17 protein-coding genes are annotated in these 18,563 nt (G+C 50.1%); 7 read left to right on the forward strand and 10 right to left on the reverse strand.

The window, feature by feature from the left end; translation table 11 throughout:
- Positions 1-6: 6 nt before the first annotated feature.
- Positions 7-2,664 (reverse strand): pyruvate dehydrogenase (acetyl-transferring), homodimeric type, encoded by a 2,658-nt coding sequence (gene aceE, locus J9260_RS04485; RefSeq protein WP_210219848.1) that lies wholly within the window; start codon positions 2,662-2,664, stop codon positions 7-9.
- Between the two features lie 208 nt (positions 2,665-2,872).
- Here aceE and rnt point away from each other — a divergent pair, with 208 nt between their 5' ends.
- Positions 2,873-3,514, forward strand: a complete 642-nt coding sequence (gene rnt / locus J9260_RS04490; protein ID WP_210219849.1) for a ribonuclease T — start codon at positions 2,873-2,875, stop codon at positions 3,512-3,514.
- Positions 3,515-3,574: 60 nt separating this feature from the next.
- Here the strand turns inward: rnt and J9260_RS04495 are convergent, their stop codons facing one another.
- The 9 genes from J9260_RS04495 to J9260_RS04535 all read right to left on the reverse strand — a co-directional run bounded on the left by J9260_RS04495 (position 3,575) and on the right by J9260_RS04535 (position 12,325).
- Complete coding sequence (locus tag J9260_RS04495; protein ID WP_210219850.1) at positions 3,575-4,603, reverse strand: extracellular solute-binding protein; 1,029 nt, start codon at positions 4,601-4,603, stop codon at positions 3,575-3,577.
- Position 4,604: 1 nt separating this feature from the next.
- A complete protein-coding gene (potC, locus tag J9260_RS04500; protein WP_210219851.1) occupies positions 4,605-5,369 on the reverse strand; it encodes a spermidine/putrescine ABC transporter permease PotC in 765 nt (254 codons plus the stop codon).
- A complete protein-coding gene (locus J9260_RS04505) occupies positions 5,366-6,130 on the reverse strand; it encodes a tRNA threonylcarbamoyladenosine dehydratase (RefSeq protein ID WP_246499630.1) in 765 nt (254 codons plus the stop codon). The genes potC and J9260_RS04505 overlap by 4 nt, the downstream gene beginning before the upstream one ends.
- Positions 6,131-6,138: 8 nt before the next feature.
- A complete protein-coding gene (locus J9260_RS04510; RefSeq protein ID WP_210219853.1) occupies positions 6,139-7,434 on the reverse strand; it encodes an adenylosuccinate synthase in 1,296 nt (431 codons plus the stop codon).
- A 38-nt stretch (positions 7,435-7,472) separates the two neighbouring features.
- The gene (locus J9260_RS04515) at positions 7,473-8,663 is read right to left on the reverse strand and encodes an ATP phosphoribosyltransferase regulatory subunit (RefSeq protein WP_210219854.1); all 1,191 of its coding nucleotides are present in this window, start codon (positions 8,661-8,663) and stop codon (positions 7,473-7,475) included.
- 11 nt (positions 8,664-8,674) lie between these two features.
- On the reverse strand, positions 8,675-8,866 hold the full coding sequence (locus J9260_RS04520) for a DUF2065 domain-containing protein (RefSeq protein ID WP_210219855.1): 192 nt from the start codon (positions 8,864-8,866) through the stop codon (positions 8,675-8,677).
- Between the two features lie 5 nt (positions 8,867-8,871).
- A complete protein-coding gene (hflC, locus tag J9260_RS04525) occupies positions 8,872-9,741 on the reverse strand; it encodes a protease modulator HflC (protein ID WP_210219856.1) in 870 nt (289 codons plus the stop codon).
- Positions 9,741-10,937, reverse strand: a complete 1,197-nt coding sequence (hflK, locus tag J9260_RS04530) for an FtsH protease activity modulator HflK (protein ID WP_210219857.1) — start codon at positions 10,935-10,937, stop codon at positions 9,741-9,743. Before hflK ends, hflC begins: the two co-directional genes overlap by 1 nt.
- A gap of 593 nt (positions 10,938-11,530) precedes the next feature.
- Positions 11,531-12,325 carry a peptidoglycan DD-metalloendopeptidase family protein gene (locus J9260_RS04535; RefSeq protein WP_210219858.1) on the reverse strand — a complete coding sequence of 265 codons (795 nt, stop codon included), beginning with the start codon at positions 12,323-12,325 and terminating at the stop codon, positions 11,531-11,533.
- Positions 12,326-12,359: 34 nt separating this feature from the next.
- On the opposite strand from J9260_RS04535, the gene J9260_RS04540 reads away from it, so the two are divergent.
- The 6 genes from J9260_RS04540 to J9260_RS04565 all read left to right on the forward strand — a co-directional run bounded on the left by J9260_RS04540 (position 12,360) and on the right by J9260_RS04565 (position 18,548).
- Positions 12,360-13,529, forward strand: coding sequence for a pyridoxal phosphate-dependent aminotransferase (locus tag J9260_RS04540; RefSeq protein ID WP_210219859.1), 1,170 nt, complete (start codon positions 12,360-12,362; stop codon positions 13,527-13,529).
- An 18-nt stretch (positions 13,530-13,547) separates the two neighbouring features.
- Positions 13,548-15,383, forward strand: a complete 1,836-nt coding sequence (uvrC, locus tag J9260_RS04545) for an excinuclease ABC subunit UvrC (protein ID WP_210219860.1) — start codon at positions 13,548-13,550, stop codon at positions 15,381-15,383.
- 1 nt (position 15,384) lies between these two features.
- On the forward strand, positions 15,385-15,936 hold the full coding sequence (gene pgsA / locus J9260_RS04550) for a CDP-diacylglycerol--glycerol-3-phosphate 3-phosphatidyltransferase (protein WP_210220711.1): 552 nt from the start codon (positions 15,385-15,387) through the stop codon (positions 15,934-15,936).
- Between the two features lie 118 nt (positions 15,937-16,054).
- The gene (locus J9260_RS04555; protein ID WP_210219861.1) at positions 16,055-16,417 is read left to right on the forward strand and encodes a ribbon-helix-helix domain-containing protein; all 363 of its coding nucleotides are present in this window, start codon (positions 16,055-16,057) and stop codon (positions 16,415-16,417) included.
- Positions 16,410-16,823 carry a putative toxin-antitoxin system toxin component, PIN family gene (locus J9260_RS04560; protein ID WP_210219862.1) on the forward strand — a complete coding sequence of 138 codons (414 nt, stop codon included), beginning with the start codon at positions 16,410-16,412 and terminating at the stop codon, positions 16,821-16,823. Before J9260_RS04555 ends, J9260_RS04560 begins: the two co-directional genes overlap by 8 nt.
- Positions 16,824-16,886: 63 nt before the next feature.
- Positions 16,887-18,548 (forward strand): Rab family GTPase, encoded by a 1,662-nt coding sequence (locus J9260_RS04565; RefSeq protein ID WP_210219863.1) that lies wholly within the window; start codon positions 16,887-16,889, stop codon positions 18,546-18,548.
- Positions 18,549-18,563: the final 15 nt, after the last annotated feature.

Below are 18,563 nucleotides of genomic sequence, written 5' to 3' on the forward strand. Positions count from 1 at the left end.
CGCTCCTTATGCCAGACGTGGGTTAGGTTTTTCAGGGTTAATGCCGTATTTTTCCATCGCTTTCACCAGATCAGCGGCTGGCAGAGATTTGTCATCCACCAACGCTTTCAGTGCAGCAATCACGATGTAATGGCGGTTCACCTCGAAATGTTTACGCAATTGCGCACGGGTATCGCTGCGTCCAAAACCGTCTGTTCCCAGCACCGTGAACGGCATCGGCAGCCACGCACGGATTTGGTCAGGGTATTGGCGGATGTAGTCGGTGGCGGCAATCGCAGGCCCACGCTGCCCTTTCATCGCTTGCGTGACATACGGTACTTTCGCGTCATCCAGTGGGTGCAGCATATTCCAGCGGTCACAATCACGCGCTTCCCGCGCCAGCTCGTTGAAACTGGTCACGCTCCACACGTTTGCATCCACGCCCCAATCTTTATCGAGCAATTCCGCTGCGGCAATCACTTCGCGTAAGATCGTGCCTGAACCCATCAGTTGCACCTTTTTACGCTTCTTACCACCGCCGCTGAACAAGTACATGCCTTTGACAATGCCGTCTTCGCAACCGGCGGGCATCGCTGGGTGCGTGTAATTTTCGTTCATCGCAGTGATGTAGTAGTACACATCCTCCTGATCCTGATACATGCGTTTCAGACCATTCTGGATAATAACCGCGAGTTCGTAGGAGAAGGTTGGGTCATAAGACAAGCAATTCGGAATCAAACCCGCCTGAATCAAGCCATGCCCATCTTGATGCTGTAAACCTTCACCCGCCAGCGTCGTGCGCCCAGCCGTGCCACCAATCAGGAAGCCACGTGCACGGCAATCGCCCGCCGCCCAAGCCAAGTCGCCAATACGTTGGAAACCAAACATCGAGTAGTAAATGTAAAACGGCACCATGTTCACGCCGTGTGTGCTGTACGCCGTTGCCGCCGCAATCCATGACGAGAATGCGCCCGCTTCGTTGATACCTTCTTCCAGAATTTGCCCGGTCTTGTCCTCTTTGTAGAACATGACCTGATCTTTATCTTGCGGCTCGTACAACTGCCCAACTGAGGAGTAAATCCCCATCTGGCGGAACATACCTTCCATCCCGAAAGTACGCGCCTCATCCGGCACGATGGGCACGACGTTTTTGCCCATGTTTTTGTCACGCGCCAACAAGGTCAGCAAGCGCACGAACACCATCGTAGTGGACATTTCGCGGTCGCCAGTGCTTTCCAGCAGCGGTTGGAAAATCGAAATATCCGGCACTTTCAGCGGGGTTGCATGGGTTTGGCGTTGTGGCAGGAAACCGCCCAGTGCTTTGCGGTGTTCCAGCAAATACTGCATTTCTTCGCCGTTCGGGTCGGGGCGGTAATATTTAGCTTCTGCCGCATCCGCATCGCTCAACGGGATATTGAAGCGGTTTTTGTAGGCAATCATTTCTTCGCCACTCAGCTTTTTCTGTGAGTGGGTACGGTTCTGGCCTTCGCCTGCTGAACCCATGCCGTAACCTTTTACGGTATGCGCAAGGATAACGGTTGGTTGCCCGGTGTGATTCACGGCTGCGTGGTAAGCCGCGTAAACTTTGTGCGGATCGTGACCACCACGGTTCAAACGCCAGATGTCCGCGTCGCTCATTTTCGCGACCATTTCCTTCAGCTCAGGGTATTTGCCGAAGAAGTTTTCGCGCACGTATTTGCCGTCTTTGGATTTGTAGTTTTGGTATTCGCCGTCAACTGCTTCCATCATGCGGGCTTTGAGCAAACCGTCTTTGTCTTTGGCAAGCAGTGGATCCCAATACGAACCCCACAGCACTTTGATGACATTCCAACCTGCGCCACGGAAGACCGCTTCGAGTTCCTGCACGATTTTGCCGTTGCCGCGTACTGGGCCATCGAGGCGTTGCAGGTTGCAGTTGACCACCCACACGAGGTTGTCGAGCTTTTCGCGTCCACCCAAGGAAATCGCGCCGAGCGTTTCCGGCTCATCAGTTTCGCCGTCACCAACGAACGCCCAGACTTTACGGTTAGCGGTTTCTGCCAACTTGCGGTCTTGCAGGTATTTCATGAAACGCGCTTGGTAAATCGACTTGAGCGGCCCCAAGCCCATTGAAACCGTGGGGAACTGCCAATAATCCGGCATCAACCAGGGGTGCGGATACGATGATAAACCGCCGCCATCGACTTCCTGGCGGAAGCCATCAAGGTCTTCTTCAGTAAACCGGCCTTCGAGGAAGGAACGTGCATACATCCCCGGTGCAGCGTGGCCTTGGATATACAACAAGTCGCCACCGTGTTGCGGGGAAGGCGCGTGCCAGAAATGGTTCATGCCCACATCGTATAACGTCGCAGCAGAGGCGAAGGTAGCAATATGCCCACCTAGTTCCGGGCTTTCGCGGTTGGCGCGTACCACCATTGCCGCTGCATTCCAGCGGATATAGGAGCGCAAACGCGCTTCAATCGCCGGTTTGCCGGGGGTGTAGCTTTCTTTATGCGGGGGGATGGTATTGATATACGCGGTATTAGCTGAGTATGGCAGGTTTGCTCCGTTTTGACGGGCAGTTGCGATCAGTTTTTCTAATAAGAAATGAGCGCGTTCCACACCTTCTGATTCAATGACAGCTTCAAGTGAATCAGCCCATTCTTTAGTTTCTTGAAAATCAATATCTTGTATCGAATTATTCATTATCAGTCCTCTTTCTTCCAGCGGTAAATCTGGTTATTTCAAGTGGGTTGGCTACCAGATGGGTACGGACTTTATCATAGTCAGATAAGGATCTAAAGATAAAATGTAGACTAAAAATAATTGTTTATTTTTCAATATATTACTTTTGACAAATAATTTGTTAAATCTTTCCTATTCATTTTCCATCAGTTCCGTTAAGCTCTCGCCCATGACTGATGATATAGAAATTATCCCAATTGCCGGACGTTTTCGTGGCTTCCTTCCTGTCGTAGTTGACGTAGAAACAGGTGGCTTTGATTGTCGCAAGGATGCGTTGCTCGAAGTGGCAGCCGTAATGCTGCGCATCGACGAAAAAGGTGAGCTTTCGCGCCACCGCACTTTTAGTTGGCACATCGAACCCTTCCCCAATGCCAATATGGATCCCAAATCGCTGGAAGTGAATGGCATCAAGCCGTTCAGCCCGCTGCGCATGGCAGTGCCTGAGCCGAAAGCGATGGAAGAATTCTTCAAAGTGACCCGTAAGGAAGTGAAGATCAACCGCTGCAACCGCGCCATTTTGGTGGGGCATAACGCACCGTTCGATTTGAACTTTGTTCACGCGGCTGCGGATCGTATTAAAGCTGCACGCAACCCGTTCCATCCGTTTAGCACGCTGGATACCGTTTCTTTGGGTGCAGTGATGTACGGGCAAACGGTGTTGGCGCGACTTGCGCAGGCAGCAGGTATGGGGTGGGATGCAGATTCTGCGCATTCAGCCGTGTATGATGCTGAAAAGACAGCGGATTTATTTTGCCACTTCGTGAATACTTGGCAGACGCTGGACGCGGCGTTTAAAGCGGTCGAGAATTAGGGGAACCCCCTCACCGTAGAGACGCAAAATCTTGCGTCTCTACAATGCTAACAGGGATTATTACTTCCCTGTCTTCAGCTTTTCCCAATACCCATCGTATAGCTTCATTGCGTCGCCCACGTTGTTTTGGAACTCGCCTTGGTCAATTACATCTGCGGCGGGGAAGATAATGGGGTTATCGCGGGTGGCTTCGTCCATCAGTTCGCGTGCTGCGCCGTTGGGCGTGCTGTAACCGAGTTCTTCCACCACTTTTTGACCGACTTCGGCTTTCAGCATGTAGTCAATAAACTTGTGGGCGTTGTCGACGTTTTCCGCACCCTTGGGGATGGTGAAACTGTCGACCCAAAAGCCAGCACCTTCTTTGGGATAAATGTATTTGATCTCAGGGTTTTCTTTTTGCGCCATGATTGCTTCGCCGCTCCAGATCATTCCTAAATCAACATCCCCTGCTAAAAACGGTTCGCGTGGCGCGTCAGCGTTAAAAACCCGCACGTTAGGCATGAGCTTTTGCAAGTCTTCGTAAGCCGCTTTGATTTCTTCCGGGTTGGTGGTGTTGGTGGAGTGACCTTGTTTGCGTAATGCCATGTGGAACACTTCACGCACGTCATCTACTAACAGCAGCTTACCTTGCCATTTGCTGTCCCATAAATCCGCCCATCCGGTAATGGTGGCAGGGTCAATGGCTTTACTGTTGACGGCAATGCCGGTGCTGCCCCACAGGTAAGGAATGCTGTATTTATTACCGGGATCGTAAGGTTTATTCATCAAGCTGATCGAGAGATTTTTCAGATTGGTGAGTTTTTTGGGGTCGATTTCTTGTAATAAACCTTCTTCGCGCATCTTGGCTACGAGGTAAGCAGAAGGCACGATAATGTCATAGCCCTTGCCCTGTTGCAGCTTGACCTTGGAGTACATTACCTCGTTATTTTCATAGGTGGAATATTCGACTTTAATCCCGGTTTCTTTTTCAAAATCTTCCAGTACACCCTCAGGAATGTATTCAGCCCAGTTATAAACCACCAACTTGCCTTCGGCATGGGCGGTGGTAGCGGCGAGTAACAATGCAGCAATCAAAGCGCGGATTTTCATATCAGTGTTTTCTCCTGAGCAACAAGGTGGATAAGGCGACCAGCAGGAGTGAAATGCCCAGTAATAACGTAGCGAGCACATTCACTTCGGGGGAGACACCCACTTTTACCATAGAAAACACCCGGATAGGAAGGATTTCAAAGCCCGGCCCGGTTACGAATGAGCTAATAATGACATCATCCAGCGAGAGCGTGAAACTCAACAACCACCCGGCAACAATCGCCGGAAACACCAAAGGCAGGGTGATGAGCCAAAATAAACGGCTTTCACTCGCGCCTAAATCTTGTCCCGCTTCCAGCAAGTGTTTGTCGAAACCTTTGAGGTGTGCATAAACAGTCACCACCACGAACGGCAAGCAAAACGTAATGTGCGCGATTAATAATGACCAAAAACCCAGTTGAATACCCAAGGCGATGAATATCACCAAAAACGTAATCGCCAACACAATGTCGGGTGACATCATGACCACAAACAACAAGCCGCTGGCGGCTCCTTTCAGGGGAAAGCGGTAGCGGTGCAGGGCAAGTGCCATGAGCGTACCAATGATGGTGGCAGCGGTGGCGGCAATCCCTGCAATCAGCAGTGAATTTAAAAACGCCTGCATAAGCGATTCATTTTCAAATAACTTTTCGTACCACTGTAACGTAAAGCCCTTCCACTCATGTCCGTATTTAGAGCTATTGAAGGAGTTGATGACCAACACCACAATCGGTAAGTACAGGTAGGCAAAGATGGCGGTGATGAAGCTCCACTTTAAGGCTTTCATGGTGCGCTACTCGCTTGCAGGGCTAATTTACCCAACACATAACTAACCGCGATCAAAGCAAAACTCGCGGTCACGGTCATTAACGAACCGATACCTCCCGCGCAACTTAAATCGCAGGCACTCGCGCCATCCGCACGTTCTGGCAGGGTCATGGCTTCTTCCGACCATACGGCGGGCACGTCAAAGCGGCGTTTGGGGTTGCTAGTGAAACCGTAATGCTGGCGCAATTCTTTACGCACTTTCGAGAGCAGTGGGTCTTGTAGGGTTTTGGTTAAATCGGTTAAACGAATTTTGGTGGGGTCTTTTTGTCCGCCTGCGCCACCGAGGGTAATCAAGCGGATTTTGTTACGGCGGCAATAAGCGATCAATGCGGCTTTCGTGCGGGCATTGTCGATGCAATCCAGCATGTAATCGAATTCGGGTTTGATGAGACTCGCAAGGTTGTCCTTGTCGATAAAATCTTCAATCAGATGCAATTGGCAAGCGGGGTTAATATCAAGGCAGCGTTCGCGCAATACCTCAATCTTGGCTCGTCCAATGGTGCTGCTAAGGGCGGGTAACTGGCGATTGATGTTGGATTCAGCAACGTTATCCAGATCAATCAGGGTAAGCGTGCTAATGCCGCTACGCGCTAAGGCTTCCACAGCCCAAGAGCCAACGCCACCAACACCAATGACACAAACGTGAGCGGCGGTGAAGCGGTTAAATGCCGCCTCACCGTAAGTGCGGATGATGCCCCCGAAACGGCGGCTAACATCCATATCCTCAATCATGCTGCGTAAGGGTCACGCAAAATGATGGTTTGGTCACGATCCGGCCCTGTTGAAATAATATCAATAGGCGTTTCAATGACTTCTGCCAAACGATTCAAATACGCTTTGGCATTAGCAGGCAGCGCGTCGTAGCTGGTTACGCCAAAAGTGGATTCACTCCAACCCGGCATATCTTCGTAGACAGGTTCGCAGCGGGCGAATTCGTCGGTATCCACAGGCGGGACATCCAGCACTTTGCCATCCAACTGGTAGCCAGTACACAGACGCACGGTGTCCAGACCGTCCAACACATCCAGCTTGGTAATGCACAAACCGCTGATGGTGTTAATGTGCATCGCACGACGCAATGCTACGCCGTCAAACCAACCGCAGCGGCGTGGACGACCGGTGGTTGAACCGAACTCGTTACCTTGTTTCGCCAAATGCGCACCCACATCGTCGAACAATTCGGTCGGGAACGGGCCAGAACCGACGCGCGTGGTGTACGCTTTGGTGATGCCGAGAATGTAGTCAATATTGCGCGGGCCAATCCCAGAACCGGTACACGCGCCACCAGCGGTAGTGCTGGAAGACGTAACAAACGGGTAAGTGCCGTGGTCAATATCCAGCAATGTACCTTGCGCACCTTCCAGCATGATGTCCTTGCCCGCTTTGCGCAATTCTGCCAAACGGTTAGGAATATCCACGATCATCGGCTTAATGACTTCTGCCATTTGCATCGCTTCAGCCAACACTTGATCAGGGTTTACCGTGTCACACTTGAAGTAATGTTCCAGCATGAAGTTATGGTACTCCATAATGCCGCGTAACTTGGTTTCAAACTGTTCCGGGTTCAACAGGTCGCCGACGCGCAAACCACGGCGGGAAATTTTGTCTTCGTAAGCGGGGCCAATGCCGCGCCCGGTCGTGCCGATGGCTTGTTTGCCACGGGCTTTTTCACGTGCTGCATCCAACGCTACGTGGTAAGGCAGGATCAGTTGGCAGCTTGCAGAGATTTTCAAACGTTCACGCGCTGGCACACCACGCGCTTCCAGCATCTCGATTTCTTTGAGTAATGCGTCCGGGGCAAGCACCACGCCGTTACCGATCATGCACTCCACGCCTTCGCGCAAAATGCCGGAAGGGACTAAATGCAACACGGTTTTTTCACCGTTGATCACTAAGGTGTGACCGGCATTGTGTCCACCTTGAAAACGTACCACGGCGGAGGCATTTTCAGTCAGCAGATCCACGATCTTGCCTTTGCCTTCATCACCCCACTGAGTGCCCAATACAACGACGAATTTTCCCATGTCAGTCTCGCTCAAATGTGCCAAAGATTTAATAAATGTCAGACAGCTTCAACGTTCCATTGACCGTCGCGCTGTACCAATTGTTGTGTGCAACCCAGTGCTGCTGCATCGTGTGTTTGCCCGCTTAACGCCCGGATAACCCGTTGCTGTTGCTGACGCAAACCGTGAATGGTTTGTTCCAAAGCCGCATCTTGTACCGCAGGTGCGAAAATAGCCGCCGGAGCAGTGCTGATGCACTTTGGTAGGGCGAATTTCGCCAGGGTGCGCAGATCCGTGCTAAACCCTGTGGCAGGGCGGGTGCGTCCAAACGCTTCACCAATCCCATCGTAACGCCCACCCCGTGCGACTTCGCGCCCCAGACCCGGCGTGTAGATGCCATACACAATACCCGTATGGTAGTCATAACCGCTTAATTCAGCCAGATCAATATGGAGGGTACACGTTGGAAATTGTGCAGAAATACGCTCAGTTAAGGTGCGCAGATACCCTAAAGCAGTGCGTAACGCGGCTGGCGCGGCGGCAAACAAGCTTTCCGCCTCATCCAGCACCGTCATGCCACCGTTAAGACGCGGCAATTGCCCAAGGTAAGTGCTGATGTTGGTGGGTAAGTTCGCCTGAGCTAACCACGCATCAATTTCTGGTAACGCCTTGCGCCCCAGCATGTCATAAAACGCGGCTTCCTGTTGCGCACTCATTCCAGCGAGTTGTGCCAGTGTGCGGAAAATACCGACGTGCCCAATGTCCAGTACCACATTCGGGACATGACACAGTGCTAAGGTTTCCAGCAATAAGGAGATGACTTCCGCGTCGCTGTCCAAGCCTGCGTGACCGAATAATTCGGCACCAACTTGCAAGGGCGAACGTGAGCCGTCGCGGTGAAAACTACGGGTGCGCAATACGCTACCGATGTAACACAGACGGTTAGGTTGCTCGGTTTTGAGTTTATGTGCGTCGATGCGGGCAATTTGCGGGGTCATATCCGCCCTCACCCCCATCATGCGTCCGCTTAATTGGTCGGTCAGCTTGAAGGTTTGCACGTCTAAATGCGTGCCATGCCCGGTGCGTAACGATTCCATAAATTCGACCAACGGCGGCATTACGAGGCGATAGCCCCACGTGGCGTACAGGTCGAGTAATTGGCGGCGAAGCTGTTCCAAAGCTTCCGCTTCGTCGGGCAGGGCTTCGCTAATCCCGTCAGGGAGTGCCCAGTAAAGGTCTGAGTGTGGCATAGTCCAGCTAGTCAAATCACAAAGAGCAGTAGGATACCAGCAATTACACTTGCCAGACCAATGCTTCGTAGGGTTTTGTCGGGTAAATTGAGCAGTTGTGCGTAGGTTTGTTTAAGACGGGAAGGGCTGGCGAATGGCAGCAGCCCTTCCAGAATCAACACCAAAGCCAATGCGTTAAACAGGTCGTGCCAGTTAACGTTCATTGTGCTTACGGTGTGGTTTTTTGTTTAAAGTAACGGAAGAACTCGGAATCCGGCTCTAGCACCATCACATCACCCGGTTTGCCCAAGGTAGAGCGATAAGCACCTAAGCTGCGATAAAAAGCGTAAAACTCCGCGTCTTGCTGATAGGCATTGGCGTAAATTTCAGCCGCTTTACCATCGCCTTCACCACGAATGGTTTCCGATTTTTTGTAAGCATCCGCCATTGTAATAGTGGCCTGACGGTCGGCAGCCGCTTTGAGTTTTTCCGCTTCTTCCTGCCCGCGTGAACGGAAGTCTTGCGCTACCCGCTGACGTTCAGAACGCATCCGCTCATACACTGAGTTGCTTACGCTGTCAGGGAAGTCAATTTTGCTGACGCGCACGTCAACAATTTCAATCCCCAACTGGGTGGCAACGTCATTGGATTTACTTTCCAAACCCTGCATGATTTTGTCACGCTCGGCGGATAATACTTCCTGAATGGTGCGACGGCTGAATTCATTGCGCAAACCGTCTTTCATCAACTGTTCCAAACGGTTTTCCGCGTCAGCAATGCGCCCGCCGCCAGTGGAACGGTAGAAGTTAGACACGTCTTTAATGCGCCATTTCACGAAAAAGTCGACGGTGACGTACTTCTTTTCACCCGTCAGAAACTGTTCTGACTTGGAAGTCATCGTCAGAATCTGTGAGGGGAATTTGCTTACCGTATTCATAAAGGGCAGTTTGAAGTGCAAACCCGGTTGAATATCAGCATTCACGATTTGGCGAAATTGGAACAAAATCGCACGTTCACGCTGATCCACGGTGTAAGCCGACATGAACAAGCCCACTGCTGCAAGGCCGAGTACGCCTAGTACCGTATTTTTGATGTCCATTAACGACCCTCCCTCGTGGTGGTATTGCGGTTTGCACCGCGCACAATGTCACCTTCTGTGGCGGGTGGTGTGGCAGCATCGGTTGCCGCTTTGGCAGGTGGTGCGGCTTGCAGTGTTTTGGCGGCAGCAGCAACGGCAGCCGTTTCAGCATTAGCATCGGCAGCACCGGGCATGGGTACGTAAATCATATTGTTACCGCTTTTCGCATCCACGATGACTTTGCGGCTACCATTCATTACCGCTTCGATGGTCTCTAAATAGAGGCGTTCGCGGGTAATGTCCGGGGCTTTACGGTATTCAGCGACTAACTGATTAAAGCGTGCCGCGTCACCTTCTGCGCGGGCAATCGCTTCCTGGCGGTTAGCTTCGGCTTCTTCGAGTAAGCGAGCCGCTTTACCACGGGCATCAGGCAATACTTTATTGCTGTAAGTTTCCGCTTCATTCTGGAACTGTGTGGCGTTTTCACGGGCTTTGTTGGCATCGTCAAACGCTTCTTTCACTTCGGTCGGTGCTTCTGCGTAAGGCAGGTTGACCTTGATGACTTGCAAACCCGACTTGTACGCATCCAATACGGATTGCATCAGGGTTTGGGTGTCAATCGCAATATTTTCACGACCTTCCTTGAGGATGAAGTCCATGCTGTTGCGCCCAACCACTTCACGGGTTGCGCCGCGCATGACTTGGTAAAGCGTACCGCTAGGGTCGTTGAGGTCAACGTCTTTAACATTGAAAGCGTAGTCTTCAATATTGCTGATTTTGTACTGTACCGACACCCCGATTTCGATGATGTTTTCATCTTTAGTCAGCATATTGCTGCGGTCTTGGGCACTGCGGTTTTGTTCAACGTCAATGATTTCAACGGTTTCAATCGGGTAAGGCAAACGCCAGTGCAAACCCGCGCCCGTGACTTCCTGAAACGCACCAAAGCGTAATACTAAACCTTGCTGACGGGCATCAACGGTGTAAATCCCGGAGAGTAACCAAGCAATAGTGCCGATGATCAGCAGCAAAATAATGCCTTTGGCACTGTTACCGTTGCTGTTACCGCTATTACTACTACCGCCGCCGGAGCCGCCGAATAAGTTATTGAATTTTTCAGTCAGTTTGCGGATAAGTTCTTCAGGGTCATTGTTTGAACCCCGCTTTTTTCCTGTCCACGGGTCTTGTTGATTCCCACCCGGTTCGTTCCAGGGCATAGGTTTGCTCCTAAAATATAAAAACGATCTTTGCTAGTGTTGCTTCATGGCGATAACAATATCACCCAATCGCGAAGGATAGCAGATTAGCGGGGGGGATAACCAAACTTACCCAGCAAAATGGGTGAATTAGCAGGGGGAGAAGTGCGTTGTTGCAAAAATAGCAGGCAAAAAAAAGCGGGTCATAAAGACCCGCGCTTTGCTAAAGGTGACCCAAGAACACCGGAATCCCGGTCAGATGCAGGCAAACCCCCTGTTTGCGCCATTGCACCCGGTGACGACATAACTACTTGCATACACTCCCAGTGTTTACGAGTATCTATGCTGGTCTATCCTCAAGTCTAACCCTGCAACCAGCTCCCCAATGAATGGCCGGTTATCAGGGTCTATTCAAACTACTTCAGCGTGCCATCTCCAAATCTCTTATGCCATTGAGTGTCAGAACGGCGGAACAGCTTATTTTTTGTATTTCAGATACTTCTGACGACGAAATCGCTACCACAAACCCCAAGTTCACGACTCCTTGCTGAAGCTGAGGCCATAGTAGCGGGCAAGCCATTAACTGAAACTGAACCCTACGGTCGTTTTTTACCCTACAAGAATAGGGCGGGATCAACCGCTTCACCATTGAGGTAAACCGACCAGTGCAAATGCGGCCCGGTGGCGCGTCCGGTGCTGCCAACCGCGCCGACAATATCGCCTTGTTGCAGGTTATCGCCCGGTTTGACGGTAATTTGACTGAGGTGGGCGTACATGCTGATGACACCAGAGCCGTGGTCGACATACACCACATTGCCGCTGAAAAAGAAATCACCAGTGTGCAACACGCGCCCCGCAGCGGTAGCCTTAACAGGTGTGCCGGTAGCGGCAGCAATGTCCATGCCACTGTGCGGATTGCGCTGTTGCCCGTTAAAAATGCGGCGCATTCCAAAGCGTCCGGTATCCGCACCGGGGGCAGGGCGGATAAAATCGAGTGTGGCCGCTTGTGGGGAATAGCGGCTTTTGATGCCTTTTTGTACCGCTAATTCTTGCACAATGCGTTGACTGGATTCGTCGTCCGGTTCTACTTTGTTGTTGTCGTTAATGCGAATGCGTTGGGTGCGATACTGTTTGGGTTGCACCTCGAAAGGGATCAGTGAGCCAGCCGCTTGCAGGTGATGTTCACCCGCTTGTGCGTCCAGCGGGATGCCGACTAAAGCCAGCCACGCGCCGTCTTGTTGTGCTACCGTTACGCGCTTGCCTTCGTATTGTACGACGGGGGCGGTGACGGTTGTGGTAGCGTCTGCCACGGGAATAATAGCGATGCCCCCCGGCACAGGATTGGCGCGTGGAAACGCCAGTAACTGCCCGGAATAAAGCACAAGACCAAACAACAACCATTTTTTCATTTCATTACCTATCAGGTTTGGTGTAAGCAAGTTGATGAACGAGCATAGCACAGCAGCACGGATGCGTGACATCCAGCCGTTTCATGTCATGGCTTTATTAGATGAAGCGCGGCAGCGTGAAGCAGCAGGGCAGGATATTATCCATTTGGAAGTGGGTGAACCGGATTTTCCGACACCCGAGCCGATTGTGGCAGCAGGGATTCGTGCGTTGCAGGACGGGCGCACTAAATACACCGCCGCGCGTGGTTTACCGGCGTTGCGTGAAGCGATTGCGGACTATTACGCGGCACGCTTTGGCGTGGTGATTTCACCGCAACGCATTTTGATTACGCCCGGTGCATCGGGAGCATTGCAACTGGTGTTGGGGGCGTTGCTGAATCCGGGGGATGAGGTGTTAATGACCGACCCCGGCTACCCGTGTAATCGTCATTTTGTGCGTTTGTTTGAGGGTAAAGCGCGGGCTATTGCGGTGGATGCCAGCAGCGATTACCAGTTAACCGCCGCTCAAGTGGGCGAGTATTGGACACCCGCTACCCGTGCGGTGTTATTGGCAAGCCCCGCCAATCCGACGGGGACGGTATTGAGTTTGCCGGAACTTCAGGCGATTTATGCGCAAACCCAGCAGCGCGGTGGCGAGCTGATTGTCGATGAAATTTACCAAGGTTTGACTTACGGCGTGGCGGATGTGACTGCGTTGTCGGTAGACCCGGATAACATCTGGGTCATTAACAGTTTTTCCAAGTTTTTTGGAATGACCGGGTGGCGTTTGGGGTGGGTGGTGGCTCCGGCGAATGTGGTTGAGGTGTTGGATCGTTTGGCGCAAAACTTGTTTTTAGCCGCACCGACTCCGGCACAATACGCGGCACTGGCGGCGTTTACCCCGGAATCATTGGCGATTATGGAAGCACAGCGACAGGAATTGCAGCAACGCCGTGATTTTCTGGTTCCGGCTTTAGCGGATTTGGGGTTTGAGGTGGCAGCACCGCCGCAGGGTGCGTTTTATGTGTACGCCGGATCAGCGCGTTTTAGTGACGATGCCCAAGCGTTGTGCCGGGATGTGCTGGATAAAACCGGGGTAACGTTTACGCCGGGGATTGATTTCGGGGTGCATCAGGCAGCGACGCATGTGCGTTTTGCTTACACTTGCCCTGTGGCACGTTTGGAACAGGCAATTGAACGATTGGCACGGTATTTCAGAAGCTAAATGTGGCAAAATACCCCGATGCAGAGTGAACCCCAAGCCTTTGACCCACAAGATTTTTTGAAAACCGTGCCGCACAAGCCCGGTGTTTATCGTATGCTCGATAAAAATGCAGGGATTCTTTACGTTGGTAAAGCGAAAGACCTGAAAAATCGCTTGTCGAGTTATTTTCGCGGGACACTGACCAATTCGCGTATTTATGCGATGGTAAAGCAGATTTGCGGGGTGGAAATTGCGATTACCACCACTGAGGCAGAAGCGTTGTTGCTGGAAAGCAATCTGATTAAGCAGCATTCGCCGCATTACAATATCCGTTTGAAAGATGGCAAGGGCTACCCGTACATCTATATTTCGACCAAGCAGGAATACCCGCGTATTCAGTTTTATCGCGGTTCACGTAAGGAGACGGGGCAGTATTTTGGCCCTTATCCGAGTGCGGGTGCATTGAGCCAGACCTTGAATCTGATGAAAAAACTGTTCAAGGCGCGGCAATGTGAAGACAGTTACTTTGCGAACCGTTCGCGCCCGTGTCTGGAATACCAGATTAAGCGTTGCAGTGCGCCGTGCGTGGGCTTGATTAGCAAGGAAGAATACGCGCAAAGCATTCGTCATGCGATCCAGTTTTTGCAGGGGCGCACTCAGGAGGCGATTGAGGAGCTGGTGCAGAAAATGGAAGCGGCAGCGATGACCCTGAACTTTGAAAAAGCGGCGGAACACCGTGATTTAATTGAAAGTTTACGGCATATTTCGCAGCAGCAATACGTCAGCGGCAGTTCGGGTAACGTGGATGTGGTAGCGATTCACTGCGATTCCGGGATTGCCAGTGTGCAAGTGTTTACGGTGCGTAACGGCAATAACTTAGGCAATCGCAATTTTTTTCCAAGCTTACCCGATAATGCCTTGGGTAATGCGGAAGTGTTGGCGGCTTTTTTGGCGCAATATTATTTGAATCACGATGTGCCGGGTGAGATTTTGGTAGCAGAATTGCCCGATGATGTAGCGGTATTGGCGGATATGTTGACCCTCAAGCAAGGGCGTAAAGTGGTGATTCGTCAGCCGCAGCGTGGTGAACGTAGCAAATGGGTGGAAATGGCGCAGCGCAATGCGGAACAGGCGTTGCAAATGCAGTTGCTGTCGAAAGCGGGAATGCAGCAGCGTTTAGCCGATTTGCAGCAGGTGTTGCAATTGCCCACGCCGCCTGCACGGATGGAATGCTTTGATATTAGCCACACGATGGGCGAGGCAACGGTGGCTTCGTGCGTGGTGTTTGACCTGAATGGCGCACTGAAATCGGATTACCGTCGTTATAATATCAATGGGATAACTGGCGGTGATGATTACGCCGCGATGCATCAGGCATTGACGCGCCGGTTTCGTCGGGTGACTGAGCAGGATGGCAAACGCCCTGATATTCTGTTTATTGATGGCGGCAAAGGTCAGGTGGCGCAGGCGTTAGCGGTGTTGGATGAATTGCAGGTGACAGGCGTGGAAGTGGTCGGGGTTGCGAAAGGCGAAGGGCGCAAACCGGGCTTAGAAACGTTGATTATTGAGCGTGGCACAGGGCGACTGGCTCTGCCTGAGCATTCCAAAGCCTTGCATTTGATCCAGCAAATCCGCGATGAGGCGCACCGTTTTGCGATTACCGGACACCGCGCCCGTCGTCAAAAAGCCCGTACCCAGTCGCCTTTGGAGCAGGTTGCCGGTTTAGGGCCGAAACGTCGCCAAGTATTATTGCAGCAGTTTGGTGGTTTGCGAGCCATTGAGCGTGCCAGTGTGGATGAGTTGGTAAAAGTGCCGGGGATTAGCCCTGACTTGGCTCGTAAGATTTATGATTGCTTTAACGGGGATGGAAATTAGTATGGTGTTCAACCTGCCGGTATTGTTGACGTGGCTGCGGATTGCCTTTATCCCGTTGCTGGTTTTTTTGTTTTATCTGGATAAACCTTGGGCAGCGTTGGCAGCGGCTACGGTGTTTGGGGTAGCGGGTTTGACCGACTGGGCGGATGGTTATTTAGCACGCTTGTGGCAACAGGAATCGCGTTTCGGGGCGTTTCTCGATCCGGTGGCGGATAAGTTGATCGTGGCAGTCGCGTTGATTTTGGTCGTGGAACGCGAAGGTGCAATGTGGATGACCTTGGCGGCGATGATTATTATCGGGCGGGAAATTGTGATTTCAGCCTTGCGCGAATGGATGGCGGAAGTGGGTGCGCGTGGCAAAGTCGCGGTGGCCTTTATCGGTAAACTTAAAACCGCGATACAAATCATTGCATTGATTTTCTTGCTGTATAACCAAGATTTGTGGGGAATGCCGTTGCGTGAATGGGGCTTGTGGGCATTAGCGGTGGCAACCGTATTGACGGTGCTGTCAATGGTGCAATATTTGAAAGGTGCGTTTAGCGCGGCGGTTTAAATGAGATAAGGGTCACAGCGTGTTTGTGACCCAAAACATAACATTTCTTGCGCAGATATTGACACAAATCCACAACCTACCTAACCTGAATCGACTACTTGCCAGTTGAGATTGCGTTATGGCTACACTGAATGTTTCTTTGCCAGACAACTTGAAAACCTATGTTGCTCAGCGGGTACACAACGGCGAATACAGCAACGCCAGCGATTACATCCGCACCTTGATCCGCAAAGACAGGGAGCATCCTGCCGTACCCGATATTTCTACACAGTTACTGGAAGAAGCTGCCCGGATTCAAACCCTGCCACTCGACACCGACAGCAAACGTCGCCTGCTGGCAATGTATGTCATGTTAGAAAAGAAACGCCAAGCTCCCGCCCCATCAGTTGAGAGCGTGATCCAAGGCTTGAAGGAAATGGGCGAAGAAGCGCAGCGCAACGGACTAACTCCAGAAATACTGGATGACATCCTGAATGGTTGAGAGAAAACATCTGGTTATCGACACCAGCACACTCATCAGCGCGTTTTTCTTCCCCAACTCTGTTCCTGCTCAAGCACTCAACAAAGGCTTGCAGGAATACACTTTGTGGGTGTCAGCAGAAACCCAACAGGAATTGCTCGAAGTTGCGCAACGTGACAAGTTTAACCGCTATGTCCCTTTGGCAATACGCATGGAGCGGGTAACGGATTTTCTGGCGAAAACCCGTTTGTGTGCCGATGTGCCGTTCATCGAAACGGGTTGCCGTGATCCCAAAGACATCAAGTTTCTGACACTTGCCGTTGCAGTTGGTGCTGATGTTCTGATTTCCAGCGACAGTGACCTGCTGGATTTGAACCTGTTTCAGGGTGTGCAAGTGATGAAACCTGCCGAGTTTTGTGGGCATTAATTCGCTGAATCCCCCATTTATTTGTGTCAAAATGTGACTTTCCCAATCACGAATCCAGCAGATATGGCACAACTTCCCACTGCAAAAGACCTTGATAAGCTTTACCATGAAAAAGGACATGAGACGTTAGTGTGGTATGCATGGCGAAATGCTTTGAGAGTGTTGCCTGCATTAGGAATATTACCATTTGAACTTATTTGGCCTCACAACACTGTTCATAATTTATATTCGATTTGTCAGATCCCACTTTTGCTTAGTCAATACAGTCCAGAGCAACCCTTATCTAAAGGATATGTTAATGCTTTTTCCCATGTGGCATCTTCAAATATGGCGGCGGCTTTCAGGGCAGCAAAAACAGATAATCAAATAATAGTAAATGTAATTAGAGCAAATGTTGCAGCATATATTGCTGCAAAAATATCTGCTGTAGATGCGAAGTCATCGGTAAGAAATGCAATTATCGCTGCTAAATCAGCAACTATTGTAGTTGGACACGATGGGGTTCTATCTTCATTGGCAGATTATGAAATATTATGTTCTAGTGAATGTTTTGATAAAAAATATTTAAATTCGCATGATCTTTGGAGTATTGGGGCTTTATCAGAGGAATATGATGGATGGAAGTCATCATTTTTTCATCAATTGGAGTCTATAGGGCTTCAAGTGCTAGTTGAAAACATTAAGTTCTTACTGGGGGATAATAATTCCAAAGAGTTTTCAATATCTAGTTCGGAAAAAATTTCAACATCTATTACTAATTCTCCTACTTTACTGAAACAACTTATTGATGGTGAAGAGCTAGAAGAGAATCATGCCGTGAGGGTGATTATCCTAGGCAATGGAGGATCGGGAAAAACTTCTTTAGTTAATGCATTATTAAATGGTGATGGATGGGATTCTGGCGACAAAGAGTTGAGTGAGTTTCATCGCCCGCTTGATTTAAAAAAGAATTTCCCTCACTTTAAGGGTTTTGGCGATAATAAGTTGGATTTATTTTTGTGGGATTTTTCTGGACAAATAATATCCTATGGATTGCATTCGGCTTTTATTAATGAAAATTGTGTTTATATTTTAGTTGTGGATAGTCGTCATGAACAGGTACTTGAGGAATGGCTGTATCAAATACGTCATATTATTGGTTTGCAGACTAAAGTTATAATTCTTACCAATTGGTTTGAACATTGTGATACCAAACAGAATCAACGTTATTTACTTAGGAAGTTTCCAGATTTATTGGAAGAGAGAAGTTTTTGCTATTTTGCTCTTAACTCCTTGTTACACGACGACTCTTCTGAGCCATCTGTTCGTGCATTTGAGGATTTCCTGAAGATATTGTGGGATTTTTGTCTAGAAAGTCAAAAGTTTACTTTTAAAAGAGTTTTGATGGCTTATGAAGAAATAAATAACAACTTGAAAGATGTAATTTTCATTAGAAAAAGTGATTTATTGATGACTCTTGGGAAGAATATAGGCTCTCTTGATTCCAATAATGTGATTGATCTGCTGGAGAAGCTTGGTTTTATACTACGCATTACAAAAGATGGTCGGGATTACTGCTTAAAGCCCAATTGGTTAATGGAATATTCTTATAAATTATTTTACTTGGATGTGCTTCTTGAGAAAAATGGTATTCTTCCATGGGATGAATTACTATCAGCAGCTAAAGATGATGGGTTTAATGAAGATATTTTGAGATTTCTTGTCGATTTTGAGACTGTAAACTGAACTGTGTAACTGCTA

The organism is Thiothrix unzii (assembly GCF_017901175.1).
Classification (GTDB): Bacteria; Pseudomonadota; Gammaproteobacteria; order Thiotrichales; family Thiotrichaceae; genus Thiothrix; species Thiothrix unzii.